This is a genomic window from Aeromonas hydrophila subsp. hydrophila ATCC 7966 (genome assembly GCF_000014805.1).
Lineage (GTDB): Bacteria > Pseudomonadota > Gammaproteobacteria > Enterobacterales > Aeromonadaceae > Aeromonas > Aeromonas hydrophila.
Map to the genome: position 1 here is coordinate 968082 of NC_008570.1, position 16032 is coordinate 984113.

Sequence of the window (16032 nt, forward strand, 5' to 3'; positions counted from 1 at the left end):
ACAAACAGGAAGTGTTACTTACCATGAGTCTTGCAGATCAAGTATTGGCGGTGAACGACGATTTGCCGATCCGTACCGATAAACCCGTCCATTCCGGCAAGGTGCGCAGCGTCTACTGGCTGACCGCCGCAGACAGTGCCCGCCTCATCCGCGAGAAGGGTTACGACGTGCCGGCAGATGCGCCGCTCGCCATCATGGTGATCAGTGACCGGATCTCGGCCTTCGACTGCATCTGGCAGGGCGTGGACGGGCTCAACGGCGTGCCGGGCAAAGGGGCTGCGCTCAACGCCATCTCCAGCCACTGGTTCAAGCTGTTCAAGGAGAAGGGGCTGGCCGACAGCCACATCCTGGACATCCCCCATCCCTTCGTCTGGATCGTGCAAAAAGCCCGCCCCGTGATGATCGAGGCGATTGCCCGCCAGTACATCACCGGCTCCATGTGGCGTGCCTACAAGGATGGCGAGCGTGAGTTCTGCGGCATCACCCTGCCGGAAGGGCTGAAGAAGGATCAGAAGCTGCCCGAGATCCTCATCACCCCCTCCACCAAGGGTGTGCTGACCGGGCTGGACGGCGTGCCGGAAGCCGACGACGTCAACGTCTCTCGTGCCGACATCGAACGCCACTACCAGGGCTTCAACTTCAGCAAGCCGGCCGACATCGACCGCTACGAAGTGCTGCTCAAGGAAGGTTTCAGCGTCATCAGTGACGCGCTGGCCGAGCTGGATCAGATCTTCGTCGACACCAAGTTCGAGTTTGGCTACGTCAATGACGCCGCCGGCAACGAGAAGCTGATCTACATGGATGAAGTGGGCACCCCCGACAGCTCCCGCATCTGGGATGGCGCCGCCCTGCGCGACGGCCAGATCGTCGAGAAGTCGAAAGAGGGTTTCCGCCAGTGGCTGCTCAACCACTTCCCGGATCCGGACATCCTGCTCAACAAGCACCGCATGCCCGAGCGCTTCGCCCTGGCCCGCGACAACAAGTTGCCGACCGAGGTGATGATGGACATCTCCAACACCTATGTGGGGATTGCCGAGAAGATCATCGGCCAGCCGCTGGTACGCAGCGCCAATCCGAAGCAGGAGATCATCGAAGTGCTGCGCGCGCAGTACGGGCTGATCGACTGAGGCACATCGCCTTTTTTGTTGTCGTAAAAACAAACGTTTGCCACCGGCCGGCTGTAAGTCGGCATGCTGGCTGCAATGGAACGGGCCCCATCACGGGGCCCATTTTTGTTGCCGTGCCGGCTGGGCGGCGATCAGCCGTTGACCCTGAACACCTGGCCGGTCTGCACCCCCAGTACCGACTTCTGGTAGGCCTGCGCCACCCTGGCGGCGGGCACGGGGACGAAGCCCGGGAAGAAGCTGGCGTATTTATCCATCGACTCCGTCAGCACGGTCGGACTCACCGCGTTGATGCGCAGACCCCGCGGCAGCTCGCAGGCCGCCGCCTTGACGAAGTGATCGATGGCGCCGTTGATGGTGGTCGCGCTCGCCCCCCAGTTGATGGGCTCCTCGCTCAGGATGCCGCTGATCAGGGTGATGGAGCCCTTGTCGTTCAGGTGGGGGATGGCGGCCCGGGTCAGGTTGATCTGGCCCATCAGCTTGCTCTCCAGTCCCACCTGCCACTGCTCGTCGGTCATCTCGGTGAGGGCGTTGAAGGCCACGCTGCCACTGGCCACCACCAGCGCATCGAACTGGCCCAGCTTGGCGAACAGCGCCTTGATGGAGGCGGGATCGCGCATGTCGACCGTGGCGTCCCCCTGGCTGTGACCGACCCGGATCACCTGGTGGTCTTTGGCAAGCAACTCGCTGACGGCGGAGCCGACGGTGCCGGAGGCACCCACAATCACAATCTTCATCTGTTTCACTCCTGGTTGGGATGTGTTGATTCTAGCGCGATGAAAAGGGAGAAAAAGCGCGTAAAATAAACGCATTGTTTCCATATTGGAGCTAATGAATGGACATCTCCCACCTGGCCAGTTTTTACGAGGTGGTGCAAAAGGGCAGTTTCTCAGCCGCGGCCGACAGTCTGGGGGTGAGCAAGGGGATGCTGAGCCGTCACGTCAGCGCGCTGGAATCGACCCTCAATGCCCAGCTGCTGCAGCGTACCACCCGCCGACTCAGCCTCACCGAGGCGGGGCGGACCCTCTATCAGCAGGCCGGCGAGATCTTCGCGCTGGCGCGCCAGGCGGAGCAGGATATCCAGGCGCTGACCGAGGAGGATGGCGGCCGGCTGCGCTTCACCTGCCCGGTCAGTACCGGTGATCGCATGGTGAACGATCTGCTGGCCCGCTTTGCCGAGCTCTGTCCCGGCGTCCAGGTCGAATTGAACTTCACCAACGCCATGATCGACATGAGCCAGGGGGAGCACGACATCGCCCTGCGCGCCATGAGCAGCATTCCCGACAACCTGGTGGCCCTGCCGCTCGGCAGGCTCAAGGACGTGGTGGTGGCCAGCCCGGCCCTGCTGGCGCGGGAGGGGATCCCCGTCACCCCTTATGAGCTGGGTGGGCGGTCCTGTCTGCTGCAGGGCCATAACCCGGCCTGGGAGCAGTGGCACTTTCGCAAGGGAGAGGAGGAGGCGCACATCCTGGTGCAGGGCAAGGTGCGGGCCAACCACTACAGTACCGTGCTGCAGCTGGCTCGGGCCGGCATGGGGTACGCCAAGTGTCCGTTGATGCTGGTGGAGCCCTGGCTGGCGCAGGGGGAGCTGGTCACCGTGCTGGCGGAGTGGCAGACCGGGTTGCACCCGCTGCACGTGCTGCACGCCCAGCAGCGGCGGGTGCCGCGCAAGATCCGGCTGTTCAAGCAGGTGTTGGCCCAGTGGTTTGCCGAGCGCCCCCACTACCTGCTCTGAGCCCTCGTTATTTTTCTGTCATCTTCGGCTGCTAGCCTGCGCCCATCAACGCGAACAGGAAGATGAGCAAACATGAAGGGTTATCGGTACGGGCGTGGGGTATCGCTGCTGTGGGCAGCGCTGGGCATGAAGATGGTGCTGGGCAGTGCGGCGTGGGCGGCCGTCGAGGTGATGGTGCCAGCGGATTTCCAGATCCTGGCGGTGAGTGCGGGCACACTGCACGACGAGCAGCATGCCACCCTGCCGGATGGGGAGCAGCAGTTGCTGGTGCGTTATGAAGGGGTGATCCCGAGTCGCAGCAGCAGCGAGAATGACCGCCAGCTGCGCTCCGCGCCGCAGGTGCTGCGTTATCAAGCCAGTCAGCAGCAGGTGCGGCTGGTCGCCAACTTGCCGAGCGATGAGCGGGGCATGGCGCAGTATGCCGAGTCTCCGGTCATGGGTCTGCAGGCCGGTGGCCAGCGCATTGCCAGCCAGCAGGATGCGCTGATCACCAGCGGCATGCTGATTGGCATGGACTGGCGGGCCAAGCTGGTCGAATACAACCAGAGCGGCGGCAAGGTGGCATTGAGCACGGTCGTGCCCGTGACCGCAACCGCCGCTGTGGTTGAACCGGTGGCGGCCAGCACGCTGGAGGGCCAGTTGCAGCAACTCTTCCTCAAGGCCGACCCTGCGCTTCGCAAGCGCTTTGTCAGCTGGGCCGTACCGCAACTTTAAGTTTGCGGCCCGTTGCAGTAACGTGGGTGCTCTCATCGTGCATCGCGCCCACCTTACGTCAACGAGGTCTTCATGTTTGAACTGCACAGCCGCCTGCAGGCAGATACCCGCCTGCTCGGCGATCTGCCCCTTTGCCGCGTCCTGCTGGCCAAGGACAGCCAGTATCCCTGGCTGATCCTGGTGCCGAGAGTGGCCAATCTACGGGAAATTCACCACCTGGCACCGGCGCAGCAACAGCAGCTGATGGAGGAGTCCTGTGCGGTCGCCACCCTGATGGAGCAGGCGCTGCGGCCGGACAAGATCAACGTGGCGGCGCTCGGCAATCTGGTGCCCCAGCTGCATCTGCATCATGTCGCCCGTTTCAGTACCGACAAGGCCTGGCCCGGTCCCATCTGGGGGGCTCATCCCTCCGTGCCCTATGAGGAAGCCGCATTGCTGGCAGAGGCGGCCAGCTGGCGTCTCAAGCTGGCCAATCTGGCCGGATTCAGTCCGCTTGGCACTGACAATTGAATCAACTGAGAGGCGGCTCGCTATTTCGAAGCCCAAGCCGCGCTATCTGTTAGAGTTATGGTATAGATAAGCCCATTTTCGATGTTCAGGAAGGTCCCATGATAGTGACAAGAGCCGACAACGATACCGTATTGACCACAGAGGACGTGCTGCTGAGCCTGTGCCATTCGGTCACGGATGTATTGAGTGCGGCAACCCAGAGTCAGGTGCGTTTCTCCGGCATGGTGCAGCGGATCAGCAAGACCTGCCTCAAGCCGGATATCGGCTGCTTCGTACTGTTTGACGGCGGCTTCTCCGGCCTGGTGGTGATCAACTTCTCCGCCTCCGCCGCCATGGAGCTGTACGAGAGCTACATGCTGAGCATGGGGCTCTCCAAGGAAGATCTCGCCATCTCCCATACCTCGGACGAGGTGAGCAACGTGATGGGCGAGCTGATGAACCAGATCGTCGGCAGCTTCACCGTCAAGGTCGGCCGCGATCTGCAGACCCACATCACCCAGAACCAGCCGAAGATGCTGGCCCTCAACAAGCAGGTGATGCTGAGCGTCGATACCAATCTCGACAGCCCGGAGTCGCGCCGGGTCACCTTCTTCACTGCCCGCAACAACATCTTCTATCTGGAGCTGGCGATGGACAAGACCGAGTTCATCCGCATCCACAACGACGGCATGGATCAGGAGGAGCTGGATCCGGATGCCCTGATCGCCCAGACCAAGCGCGAGGCTGCCCAGCCGGCGCCGGCCGCCACCCCGGTGGCCAACGATCACGACGATCTGCTCGATTCGCTCGGGATCTGATGGCCGCATTGGCCGTTGCAAATGACGAGGCCACCCATGGGGTGGCCTCGTTTGTTGGTGCGGGTCGGGTTTAGAAGTTGTAGAGCAGACCCGTGCTGAAACGGGTGGACTGGCTGTCGTAGAAGTTGATGTCCGAGTCGGCGTTGGCATAGGCGGCGGTGAAGGTGGCGGCGAGGGCGTTGACGCCAAACAGGTTGTGCCAGAAGAAGGTGCCGTTGATGGCGAATTCATCGGCATCGGCGCGCTGGCCGAAGATGGGGTTCGCCTCGTCATACTTGCGCTTGCCGGTATAGAGGTTGCTGACGAAGGACCACTGGGGGCCGCGCTTGGCATAGGTCAGCTTCAGGCCAGTGTTCTTGAAACTCTCGGCGCTGCCGTCAAGGCGAGCCTGCTTGTAGACGATGGCCGGTTCCAGCAGCTGGTTGCCGCCAAAGTGCCACTGGTAGGAGAGCTCCATGTCGTGCATCTTGCCGTTGCGATCCAGCATGTCGGCGTAGTGGGTGCCGTGGCTCTGGTCATACTGCTGGCCGCTGCGCTCCTCATCCATGTCCACCTCCCGGGTGGTCAGGTTGCCGTAGAAGTTGCTGCCCCAGATCTTGTCCCAGGCAAAACGCGCCCCTTTCGATTTCACATCGGTGGAGCTGCGATCCACCCCGGTGGCGAAGGGATCGCTCCACAGCTCGACCGGCATGACGTTGAACACCAGCGAGGTGGCGACTATGCCCTTGTCACCCATCTCCTGACGCAGGCCGAGCTGCTGGGTGAAGTCGAAGCGTACCGCGTCCTGGATCAGGTTGCCGAGGAAGATCTGGGTACGGGTATCGGCAAAGGTGTAGCGGATATCGGCGTTGAGCAGCGGCGTCAGGCCGCTCTCGCTGTCGGGCGAACCGAGGTCATTGATGCGACTGTGGTTGTCATCGCCGGCATAGAAGTTGGACTTGTAGCTGACGGCGTTGACCCCGCCCAGCAGGAAGCCGGACCAGCCGGACTGCTTGGGGATCTCGCCCAGATCGGCGTGGGCGGCATTGGCTGCCAGCAGGCCAAGACTCAGCAGGGTGAGATTACGCATCGATGAGACTCCTGAAATATCAGTTGGTTGAATTGAACGGCCGAACATTATAGCCAGCCAGGCTTAACCCGGGCTGACCGAATTGACTCCGGCATGCTACCCCAGCGGGCGGAGGAGGTTAACCGATAATTTATCGTGCGACGGCACAAGAGTTCGGCGCGCCGTGCTGGTATTCTGTTCGGCGAATATCGGGGAGAAAACAATAAGATGAAACAAATCAAATCCTGGGCGCAATATTACGTCGACCTGATGACCAAGCTGGGACTGGTGCGCTTCAGCATGTTCCTGGCCACCGGCATCATAGTGCTGGCCGTTTCGATCCAGATGGGGGTCACCCTGTTCCTGCGCGGCACCGTGGACATCGTCGACCTGGTGCGCTCGGTCTTCTTCGGCCTGCTGGTCACCCCCTGGGCCGTCTATTTTCTCTCCATCGTGGTGGATCAGCTGGAGGATTCCCGCCAGCGGCTGACCCGCATGGTGCGCAAGCTGCAGGACATGCGCGAGCGGGATCTCGAGCTCAACAGCCAGCTGCAGGAGAACATCAGTCGCCTCAACGCCCAGATCGCCGAGACCAACCGGGCCGAGACCCTGCGCCAGCAGGCCATCGAGGATCTGGAGAACGAGGTGTTCCAGCGCGAGAAAGCCCAGCTACATCTGGGGGAGCGCACCGCTCTCTTGCGCTCCTTCATCGACTGCTCCCCCGATCTGGTCTACTACCGCAACGAAGACGAGCAGTTCTCCGGCTGCAATCGCGCCATGGAGGAGCTGACCGGCAAGGTGGAGGCGGAGCTCATCGGCTTGACCCCGTTCGATGTCTACAAGCACGACATCGCCAGCAAGGTGGTGGAGACCGACAAGCAGGTCTTCGCCCAGAATGAGCCGCTCACCTATGAGCAGTGGCTGGAGTACCCAGACGGTCGCAAGGCCTACTTCGAGCTGCGCAAGGTGCCCTTCTTCGATCGCTTCGGCAAGCGGCTCGGCCTGCTCGGTTTTGGTCGCGACATCACCGAGCGCAAGCAGTATCAGGACAAACTGGAGAAGGCGAGCCGCGACAAGACCACCTTCATCTCCACCATCAGCCACGAACTGCGCACCCCGCTCAACGGCATCGTCGGCTTGAGCCGGATGCTGATGGATACGCCGCTCGATCCCAAGCAGCACCAGCAGCTCAAGACCATTCACCTGAGCGCGGTGACGCTCGGCAACATCTTCAATGACATCATCGATCTCGACAAGCTGGACCGGCGCCGGCTGGAAATCGCCCCGACCCCCATCGACCTGCCTGCCTTCCTCGACGAGCTGGAGACGCTGTCGCGCATCCAGGCGGAGCAGAAGGGGCTCTATCTGCATTTCGACCGGGATGGCGACGTGCCGCAGTTCGTGATGGCGGACGGGACCCGGTTGCGCCAGGTGTTGTGGAATCTGGTGGGCAATGCGGTCAAGTTCACCGACGAGGGGGGGGTGACGGTGCGCTGCCTCACCCACCCGGCCGACACACCGGGCAAGCTGGCGCTGCACTTCGAGGTGGAAGACACCGGGGTCGGCATTCCCCGCGCCCAGCAGGAGAAGATCTTTGCCATGTACTATCAGGTGCAGGGTAAGAAGCACGCCACCGGCACCGGCATCGGGCTGGCGGTCTCCCGCCAGCTGGTGCAGGCGATGGGTGGCCAGCTCTACGTGGACAGCGATCCGGGCGAGGGCGCCTGCTTCACCGCCGAGCTGGAGGTAGACTGCGTCGCCGCCCAGACGCCCGTGGCCGAACCCGAGATGCCCTGCCTCGATATCCTGCTGGTGGAGGACGTCGAGCTCAACGTGACTGTGGCCTGCGCCCTGCTCAACAAGCTGGGCCATGAGGTCAAGGTGGCGCGGGACGGCGCCCAGGCGCTGGCCATGGCCAATCCCGACGATTTTGATCTGATCCTGCTCGATATCCAGCTGCCGGACATGACCGGCTTCGATGTGGCGGAGCAACTGCTCGCCCGCTACGGCGACAGCCTGCCGCCCATGGTGGCACTCACCGCCAACGCCACCGGCGATCGCCAGTACTACCGGGATCACGGCATGCAGGATGTGATCAACAAGCCGCTCGGTTCGAAGGCGGTGCGGGAGGTGATTGGCCACCTGTTTGCCGATCTGGCCGAGGATGAGGCGGACGCACAGGCGGATGCGGACAGTCAGGATGCGCTGCTGGACTTGCCCTTCCTCACCGATTATGCCGATACCGTGGGCAAGCAGGTGCTGATCTCCAGCGTCGAGCTGTTCGAGAAGATGATGCCCGACTACATGGCGGTGCTCGACTCCAACATGATTGCCCGGGATCAGGCCGGCGTGGTGGAGGAGGCGCACAAGATAAAAGGGGCGGCCGGCTCCATCGGTCTGCGCCGGCTGCAGCAGCTGGCTCAGCTGATCCAGAGCCCGGATCATCCCGCCTGGTGGGAGAACGTGGAAGACTGGATCGAGTCGCTGCGCCGTGAATGTCCGGGTGACATCGCCCGCTTGAAGCGCTGGCTGCTCTCGTAGATGCGAGCCGCAGGCAAGGAGCCGCAACATGTATAGCCGTTTGATTACTCCCGAGCGCATCCATCGCTGGGGTGACGAAGATCTGCTGGAGGCGACCGAACAGGACCGCGCCCGCATCGTGCAGGCGGCGCCGGTGCGTCGGCTGCAGCAGAAGACCCAGGTCTTTCCGCTTGACGTGAAGGCCTCGGTACGCAGCCGTCTCACCCATTCGCTGGAGGTGCAGGAGACCGGCCGCCAGATCAGCCGCCGCATTCTGGCAGCCCTGCCGGCAGGGTCGGTGTGCGAGGGTGCCTTCATCAATCTGGTGGAGATGTCCTGCCTGTTGCACGACGTCGGCAACCCGCCGTTTGGTCACTTTGGCGAGCAAGTGATGAGCCAGTGGCTGGCGCAGGCGCTGGATGGGTTGTTTGCCGAGGCCCTTGGCAGCGCACCCAGCTCGCAGTGGGCAACGCTTCGCCAGGATCTGCTGGTGTTTGACGGCAATGCCCAGAGTCTGCGGCTGGTGCACAGCCTGCACGAGCTGAACCTGACCCTGGGACAGCTGGCGGCGCTGTGCAAGTACCCGCAGCAACCCCTGCACGGCGGTCAACATCACGGCTGGGCTAGCAAGCGTGGCATCTTCTTCAGTGAACAACCCCTCTACCGCGCCCTCGGCCAGAGCCTGGGGTTGGCACCCGGCTGCCGTCACCCGCTGGTCTACATCATGGAGGCAGCCGACGATATCTCCTACTGCATCGCCGATCTCGAGGATGCGGTGGACCGGCGCATCCTCAGCCTGAGCGAGCTGCAACAGGCGCTGCGACTGGCCGATGACGGCGCCTACATGGCCGGCTTGCTGGCGGCGGCGACGGCTTCGGACAGGGGCTTCTTCCCCCATTTTCGCCAGCAGCTGACCCGGGATCTGGTGGAACTGGCCGCTCACACCTATGTGAGCGAGCACCCGCATATCCTGAGCGGCGCCTATCCCCAGGCCCTGCTGCACGGTCAGGCACCGGCGGCGCGGGTGCTCGATACCCTCAAACAGGTGGCTCGCGAGCTGGTGTTCATGCGCCCCGAGGTAGAGGCGCTGGAGCTGGAGGGTTATGCCGCCCTGCGCGGGGTGCTCTCCACCTATGCCTGCCTGCTGGCGCTGCCGGCCGCGCAGTTCGAGCGGCTGTTGGCCGGGCAGGGGGGCAGCGAGCTGTTCTTCGCCCGCCGGCTGTTTCATCGGCTGTCGGCCCGTCATCTCAAGGCATACCGGCTGGCGGTGGCCAGCCGGGATCCGCGCTTCAGCGACGGGGCGGAGCAGGAGTGGTACTTCCGGGTGCGACTGCTGCTCGACTACGTGAGCGGCATGACGGATACCTATGCGCTGGAGGAGTTCCGGCTGTTGTCCGGGATCTGAGCCGGAGCGGCACGGGCCTGCCTGTGCCGGATGAGTATTGATAGATGACTCACCTCCCCATATGGGGGGTGAGGTTCTTGTATAAAATTCGGTCTTTTTTTAGACTGTGGCAACTTGTTCAACTTTCACTCGGTAAGGAGACGGATATGCAACATTCAATGCTAAACGTTGCGTTCGACCGCTGCATCAGCAGCGCGAAGACTCGTGCTCTTTTTCTGCCGCGTGGAGGAAACAGGTAACACCTGCTTTTTTATCACCCGCGGTTGTCCCGCAGGGTGATCTCTTCTCTCCGGGGGAACCGCACGTTCAACTGGAGAATATTATGTCTATCGAACTGACCCTGCTGCGCACCGTCGAAACCCTGGTCCAGAAACGGATTACCCGGCTGGAGCGTCGTGTCAGCTACCTGCATCTGTCGCCTGCTCTGCTCAAGGACATCGGTCTGGAAGGGCAAAATGTGCAGATCGCCCACATCCGTGAGCGGGAATATCAAACCGGCTTCCGACTCGGGAACCGAATAACCTGACAAGAGGGGGTCTTGGCCCCCTTCTTGCTTGAAAACGGCAGGCGTGAGCCTGCCGTTTTTCGTATCCGGACGAGTTCTGTTACGAATTTCTATTCGCACATTTTGCCAAAATCCCTATGATCGCTCTCCAAGCCGTTCAGGAGTTACCCATGCTGCGCCTCTGCTATCGCGCCATTTTGTTGTGCTGGTTTACCTGCTGGAGCCATGTGGCTGCGGCAGAAACCTCCCTGGACAAGGATCAGCTGGGGCTGGCGGAGCGGCTCTGGCTCGCCTCGCGCAGCGACCTGGTGGTCGGCATGCCGTCGGTGGCCTGGCCGCCCTACATCTATGCCAATAGCCGGGGTGGCTTCAGCGGCCCGCTCGACGATTTTGCCACCCTGATTGCCGGCCGGTTGGGGCTGACCGTGCGCTACAAGACTTACCCCTACTATGCCGGCGCCCAGCAGGCTTTGCTCGATGGCGAGGTGGACATGCTGATCGGGGTGACACCGAGCCAGTCGCGTCAGCAGAAGATGCGCTTTACCTCGGATCTGATGACCCTGCCGCGCGGCGTGCTGCTGGCGCGAGAGGAAGGGGAGCCGACTCTGGCGACGGCGCGCCAGCTGCGCTGGGTGTGCGAACATGGCTTCAGCTCCTGTGAAGAGCTGGCGGAGCTCGGCATGACCCAGCTCACCGAGGCGGACAGCAGTGACGAAGCGGTTTTCATGGTGAAGAAGGGGCTGGCGGATGCCTATCTCTCCGATCTGCCCTCTCTGGTTCGCCTGCAGCGCCTGCAGCAGCAGGCCGGGCTCAAGGTAATTACCCCGGAGTGGGTGACGGACACCTCGCTGGCCATGGCGGTGGGGCCCGACAATCAGGGGCTGCTCGGTTTGCTGGAGCTGGCCCTCAACGACATTCCGCTGGATGAGCGGCGCCGCATTCTGGAGACCGGCGGAATAGTTGACTACGAGCTGGCCAACGGTCCCCGCCAGATCGTGTTCAACCAGAGCGAGCTCGACTGGCTGGCCCGCCATCCGACCCTGCGTTTCGGGGTGGCACCGGACTGGCCGGCGGTGAGCGAGATCGACGGCAATGGCCAGCTCAAGGGTTTCATCGCCGACATGCTCAAGCTGGTGAGCCTGCGCTCCGGCCTGCAGTTTACCCTGGTGCCCACCAGCAGCTGGGCCGAGACCCAGGCGCTGTTCCAGGCGCGCAAGCTGGACTTCATCCCGGCCATCACCCCGACCGCGGAGCGGCGTCAATACTCCCTGTTTACTCCCGACTACGCCTTCATCCACCGGGTGATCGCCGCCAGACAGGGGAGCGAGGAGCTGGACAACCTCAACGAGCTCAAGGGGCGACGGGTGGGGATCGTCGGCGGCTCGGTGGAGGAGCTGGTACTCAACGAGGTGGGGGCCCATCCGCTGACGGTGAGCAGCGATACCAAGCTGCTGCCGCTGCTGGACGGGCATCAGGTCGACTACGTGCTGATGAGCATGACCACCCTTGAACAGGCGCTGCAAAAGGGGTTCAACAACCGCTATCAGGTGGTGTTCTCCGGCAACGAGCTGCGGGTGCCGGTCGCCATGGCGGTGCACCAGCAGGACCCCATGCTGCAGCAGATCCTCACCAAGGTGCTGCTCTCCATCCGCCCGGAAGAGATGACCAAGCTGGAGCACAAGTGGCTGGCGCTGACCATCCAGACCGGCATCAACCCTGCCACTGTGGCGCTCTGGTCCGCGGTCGGTGTGGGCGCTTTCCTGCTCTGCGTGCTGTTGTTCATGGGCTGGAACCGGACCCTGCGCCGCCAGATAGTGCAGCGCAAGCTGGCCGAACACAAATTGAACGAGCAGCTGACCTTCGTGCAGACCCTGCTCAACTCGCTGCCCAACATGGTGGTGCTGCGGGATCGCGAGCAGCGCATCACCCTCTGCAACCAGGCCTATCGGGATGCCTTTATCGGTGAGCTGACCCAGGATGATGGCGACGATCTGGACCGCATGCCGGCCAGAGAGCGGGAGCGGGTGCTGCGCGAAGAGTCGGGGGTATGGCAGAGCGGCGAACAGCTGGAAGGGGCGGGCAACAGCCGCCGTCAGGATGGCGCCATGTTCCACGTCATTTACACCAAGCGTCCCTATCGCTCGCCAAAGGGCGACATGCTGGGGGTGCTGACAGTGCTGACTGACGTGACCCGCATCAAGGAGGCCGAGGCGCGTGCCCGCAAGGCGGAGACCCGGCTCACCCAGATCACCGACAGCATGCCGGGCATCGTCTATCAGTACCTCTGGCTCGGCCCCGGCAAGGGGCGCTTCCTCTATGCCTCGCAGGGGGCGAGCGAGATCCTGGGCGCCAGCCGGCAGGAGATATTGTCGGCCGAGTCGGGCGGCGAGGTGTTCGGCTTTACCGAGGAGGCACTGCAGGATTTCGTCAGCAAGGTGGCCAATCATGCCGAGACCCTGGCCCCGCTCGATCTGGAAGTGCGAGTGGAGCGGCCGGAGGGGGCCCGCTATCTGCAGGTGCGCGGCAGTTTCGTGCCGCAGGAGGAGGGGCACCTGATCCTCAACGGGGTGATCCAGGACATCACGGCCCTCAAGCACCAGGAGCACGACCTGAGGGAGGCGCGCGCCTATGCCGAGCAGGCGATGCAGGTGCGCAGCCGTTTCCTGGCCACCATGAGCCACGAGCTGAGGACCCCCATCTCCGGCATGCACGGCATGCTGGAGCTGCTGCAGATGAGCGAGCTGAACGACGACCAGCGCTACCTGCTGCGCAACGTGGTGACCTCCACCAACAACCTGCTCTATCTGGTCAACGACGTGCTCGATTTCTCCAAGATAGAGGCGGGTCAGCTGCAATTGCACTATCAGGATTGCCGCCTTGCCTCCGTCATCTGCGACGTGATCCGCGGTCACGCCACTCTGGCCCATGGCAAGGGGCTCAAGGTGACGCTGGAGTGGGCGCCGGAGGTGCCGGATCAGGCCCGCATCGATGCGGTGCGGGTGGGGCAGGTGCTCTCCAATCTGCTCAACAATGCGGTCAAGTTTACCGAGCGGGGCGAGATCCGTATTCAGGTCAGCTTTGAGAAGGAGCGGCTCGCCATCGCGGTCAGCGACACCGGCATCGGCATTGCCGAAGACAAGCAGGATCGCCTGTTCACCCCGTTCGAGCAGGTGGAGTCCGACATAACCCGACGCTTCGGTGGTACCGGGCTTGGCCTTGCCATCTGCCACCAGCTGGCCCAGAAAATGGGGGGCACGCTGGTGCTCGAGAGCAAGCCAGGGCACGGTACCCGGCTCACCTTCGACTTCCCGCTGGCGGAGTGTCAGTGGGATGCCCCGCCGCTGGCAGGCCACGATTGGTGGCTGTTTGGTGAGGATGTGGCCCTGCAGAGCGCGATGCAGCGGCTGGGGGCCAGGCTGCATCGTCTGGATCCGCAGCAGTGGCAGCAGCCGGTGAGTGGTTTGTTATTAGCAGAAGAGAGCTGGCTCGAGCAGGCACTGGGCAGCGAGTGGCTGACACATTTGCAGCGCTCGGCCCTCAAGGGCATAGTGCTCTCCCCGCAGGAGGCCCTGCGCGGCCGCATGGGGTCGGGGGCCTGGTGGCGGCTGGGGCAGTCTCCGCTCTATCCCGATCTGCTGCTGGAGACTTGTCACCAACTGCTGGGAGAGGCGGCGATCAGCCCGGTCGAAGCCAATGCTCCCAAATTGCAGGGACGGGTGCTGGTGGCCGACGATCACCCTATCAACCGTGCGCTGCTGGCTCGCCAGCTGGCGATCCTCGGGGTGGATGCCGAGGTGGTGGACGACGGTGACAAGGCCTTGCGCACCTGGCAGGGGCAGGCATTCGCCCTGCTGCTGACCGACTGTCACATGCCGGTGATGGATGGCTACAGTCTGACCAGGGCCCTGCGGGCACAGGGGGAGTCGGCTCCCGTCATCGGGGTGACCGCCGATACATCCGAAGAGGCCAGCCTGCAGATGCAGGAAGCCGGCATGAACGACATGCTGTTCAAACCCTATACCCTGGAGACGCTGCATCAGATGCTGGTGCGCTGGTTGCCGATGAGCCCTCAGACCCAGGAGCCGGACCAGCCCGTTCCGTCGGCCAGCGAGCAGGGGGAGTGCTGGATCTCGCTGTTTGGCGATGAAGCGGTGGCGCGCAGCATGGCGCGGGAGTATCTGGATTCCAATCGCCAGGACGGCGATGACATGATGCAGGCACTGGCCAGGCAGGACACCTATGCCCTGGTGGAGACGGCGCATCGCATCAAGGGGGCTGCCCGCATGGTGGGGCAGCAGGCTCTGGCGGAGGAGGCGGCCCGGCTCGAAGCGGCGGCCCGCCTCAAGCAGCTGGACGAACTTACCGAATTGAGTCAGACGGTACTGGCGCTGATGAACTCTATTACATGCGAAATTGGATTATGGCTCGATGAACAAGACACAGCATGAGTTGGTGATCATGGTGGTGGAAGACCACGCGTTCCAGCGCAAGGCGTTGATGCACCAGATCCGCGGGCTCGGTTACGGCTCCCTGCTGGAGGCGCAGGACGGGGTGGAGGCGCTGGCCATGTGTCAGCGTCATCAGGTCGACATCCTGTTTTGCGATCTGCGCATGCCGGGCATGGATGGCATGGCGCTGCTGCGTCGCCTCTCGCTGGGCGGTTTTCGCGGCGGCATCATCCTCTCCAGCGCGCTGGAGGATGACGTGGTCGAGGCCGTGCTGCGCATGAGTGCCGCCTATGGTCTGCAGGTGCTGGGGCGTATCGAGAAGCCTTCCAGCCAGCAGCAGATCAGCCAGCTCATCGGCGCCTGGCGCCCGCAGCAGGAGCGCGCCCAGGAGGAGGACGGCCACCGCCTGACCCTGGACGAGCTGAGCCTGGCGCTGGAGCAGGATCAGCTGCTGCCCTGGTATCAGCCCAAGGTGAGCTTCGGCTCCGGCCAGTGGGTCGGCATGGAGGCGCTGGCGCGCTGGCAGCACCCGGAGTACGGCCTCATCTCGCCGGCCCGCTTCATTCCGCTGGCGGAACACAACGGCCTCATCGATCAGCTGACCGAGGTGATCATCAGCAAGTCACTGCGCGATGGCCATCTGTGGGAGCAGACCGGGCTCTCCCTCAACCTGTCGATGAACCTCTCCACCACCTCCCTCATCGAGGGGGATCTGTGCAATACCCTGATCAACCAGTGCCAGCGCTGGAGCATCAACCCCGAGCTCATCACCCTGGAGGTGACCGAGAGCTCGTTCGTGAAGGATCTGGGCAAGTCGCTGGAGGTGCTGACCCGCCTGCGCATGCACGGCTTCGGCCTCTCCATCGACGACTTTGGTACCGGCTACTCCTCCATGCAGCAGTTGGCCCTGCTGCCCTTCACCGAGCTCAAGCTGGATCGCTCTTTCGTCGATCGCTGCTTTGAGGACCCCTCCCGCTTGGCCATAATAGAGTCAAGCATCGAGCTGGCCCGCAAACTGGGGCTCAAGTCTGTCGCTGAAGGGGTGGAGGATGAGCTCACCTGGCGGCTGCTGGCGCGGCTGGGGTGCGATGTGTGCCAGGGCTTCTTCTCTGCCCGGCCCATGCCGCGCGAGGAGTTGCTGGGATGGCATGACTCCTGGCGTGAACGGCTACCGGCGCTGCTCGGGGAGTGAATGTCGGGCAGGATGCCCGCAATGAAACAAGGAT

General features: G+C 63.1%; 12 protein-coding genes. 10 read left to right on the forward strand and 2 right to left on the reverse strand.

Annotation, left to right across the window (positions count from 1 at the left end):
* Positions 1-23 precede the first annotated feature (23 nt).
* Positions 24-1127: a phosphoribosylaminoimidazolesuccinocarboxamide synthase gene (locus AHA_RS04520; protein ID WP_164927551.1), complete on the forward strand. Its 1104-nt coding sequence runs from the start codon at positions 24-26 to the stop codon at positions 1125-1127.
* A 131-nt stretch (positions 1128-1258) separates the two neighbouring features.
* On the opposite strand, the gene AHA_RS04525 is transcribed toward AHA_RS04520, so the two are convergent.
* Positions 1259-1861, reverse strand: coding sequence for a short chain dehydrogenase (locus AHA_RS04525; protein WP_011704839.1), 603 nt, complete (start codon positions 1859-1861; stop codon positions 1259-1261).
* Positions 1862-1959: 98 nt separating this feature from the next.
* Here AHA_RS04525 and AHA_RS04530 point away from each other — a divergent pair, with 98 nt between their 5' ends.
* The 4 genes from AHA_RS04530 to AHA_RS04545 all read left to right on the forward strand — a co-directional run bounded on the left by AHA_RS04530 (position 1960) and on the right by AHA_RS04545 (position 4880).
* A complete protein-coding gene (locus AHA_RS04530) occupies positions 1960-2859 on the forward strand; it encodes a LysR family transcriptional regulator (RefSeq protein ID WP_011704840.1) in 900 nt (299 codons plus the stop codon).
* Between the two features lie 72 nt (positions 2860-2931).
* The gene (locus tag AHA_RS04535) at positions 2932-3573 is read left to right on the forward strand and encodes a DUF2057 domain-containing protein (protein WP_164927552.1); all 642 of its coding nucleotides are present in this window, start codon (positions 2932-2934) and stop codon (positions 3571-3573) included.
* A gap of 72 nt (positions 3574-3645) precedes the next feature.
* On the forward strand, positions 3646-4083 hold the full coding sequence (locus AHA_RS04540; RefSeq protein ID WP_011704842.1) for an HIT domain-containing protein: 438 nt from the start codon (positions 3646-3648) through the stop codon (positions 4081-4083).
* Positions 4084-4181: 98 nt separating this feature from the next.
* On the forward strand, positions 4182-4880 hold the full coding sequence (locus AHA_RS04545) for a DUF3334 family protein (protein WP_011704843.1): 699 nt from the start codon (positions 4182-4184) through the stop codon (positions 4878-4880).
* 70 nt (positions 4881-4950) lie between these two features.
* Here the strand turns inward: AHA_RS04545 and AHA_RS04550 are convergent, their stop codons facing one another.
* On the reverse strand, positions 4951-5949 hold the full coding sequence (locus AHA_RS04550) for a DUF2860 family protein (protein ID WP_011704844.1): 999 nt from the start codon (positions 5947-5949) through the stop codon (positions 4951-4953).
* Positions 5950-6156: 207 nt separating this feature from the next.
* Here AHA_RS04550 and arcB point away from each other — a divergent pair, with 207 nt between their 5' ends.
* The 5 genes from arcB (at position 6157) to AHA_RS04575 (ending at position 15998) form a co-directional block, all read left to right on the forward strand.
* Entirely contained in the window at positions 6157-8469 is a 2313-nt protein-coding gene (gene arcB / locus AHA_RS04555; RefSeq protein ID WP_011704845.1) for an aerobic respiration two-component sensor histidine kinase ArcB, read from the forward strand.
* A gap of 28 nt (positions 8470-8497) precedes the next feature.
* Positions 8498-9853, forward strand: a complete 1356-nt coding sequence (gene dgt / locus AHA_RS04560; RefSeq protein ID WP_011704846.1) for a dGTPase — start codon at positions 8498-8500, stop codon at positions 9851-9853.
* Positions 9854-10175: 322 nt separating this feature from the next.
* Positions 10176-10379 (forward strand): hypothetical protein, encoded by a 204-nt coding sequence (locus AHA_RS04565; protein WP_011704847.1) that lies wholly within the window; start codon positions 10176-10178, stop codon positions 10377-10379.
* A gap of 149 nt (positions 10380-10528) precedes the next feature.
* On the forward strand, positions 10529-14806 hold the full coding sequence (locus AHA_RS04570; RefSeq protein WP_011704848.1) for an ATP-binding protein: 4278 nt from the start codon (positions 10529-10531) through the stop codon (positions 14804-14806).
* Entirely contained in the window at positions 14787-15998 is a 1212-nt protein-coding gene (locus AHA_RS04575; RefSeq protein ID WP_024944322.1) for an EAL domain-containing response regulator, read from the forward strand. The genes AHA_RS04570 and AHA_RS04575 overlap by 20 nt, the downstream gene beginning before the upstream one ends.
* Positions 15999-16032: the final 34 nt, after the last annotated feature.

Excerpts from the sequence above, each read along its gene's own strand:
- AHA_RS04520 (WP_164927551.1), top strand. The coding sequence starts at position 24 with ATGAGTCTTGCAGATCAAGTATTGGCGGTGAACGACGATTTGCCGATC.
- AHA_RS04565 (WP_011704847.1), top strand. The coding sequence starts at position 10,176 with ATGTCTATCGAACTGACCCTGCTGCGCACCGTCGAAACCCTGGTCCAG.
- AHA_RS04570 (WP_011704848.1), top strand. The coding sequence starts at position 10,529 with ATGCTGCGCCTCTGCTATCGCGCCATTTTGTTGTGCTGGTTTACCTGC.
- AHA_RS04535 (WP_164927552.1), top strand. The coding sequence starts at position 2,932 with ATGAAGGGTTATCGGTACGGGCGTGGGGTATCGCTGCTGTGGGCAGCG.
- dgt (WP_011704846.1), top strand. The coding sequence starts at position 8,498 with ATGTATAGCCGTTTGATTACTCCCGAGCGCATCCATCGCTGGGGTGAC.
- AHA_RS04530 (WP_011704840.1), top strand. The coding sequence starts at position 1,960 with ATGGACATCTCCCACCTGGCCAGTTTTTACGAGGTGGTGCAAAAGGGC.
- AHA_RS04575 (WP_024944322.1), top strand. The coding sequence starts at position 14,787 with ATGAACAAGACACAGCATGAGTTGGTGATCATGGTGGTGGAAGACCAC.
- AHA_RS04540 (WP_011704842.1), top strand. The coding sequence starts at position 3,646 with ATGTTTGAACTGCACAGCCGCCTGCAGGCAGATACCCGCCTGCTCGGC.
- AHA_RS04550 (WP_011704844.1), bottom strand. The coding sequence starts at position 5,949 with ATGCGTAATCTCACCCTGCTGAGTCTTGGCCTGCTGGCAGCCAATGCC.
- AHA_RS04525 (WP_011704839.1), bottom strand. The coding sequence starts at position 1,861 with ATGAAGATTGTGATTGTGGGTGCCTCCGGCACCGTCGGCTCCGCCGTC.
- AHA_RS04545 (WP_011704843.1), top strand. The coding sequence starts at position 4,182 with ATGATAGTGACAAGAGCCGACAACGATACCGTATTGACCACAGAGGAC.
- arcB (WP_011704845.1), top strand. The coding sequence starts at position 6,157 with ATGAAACAAATCAAATCCTGGGCGCAATATTACGTCGACCTGATGACC.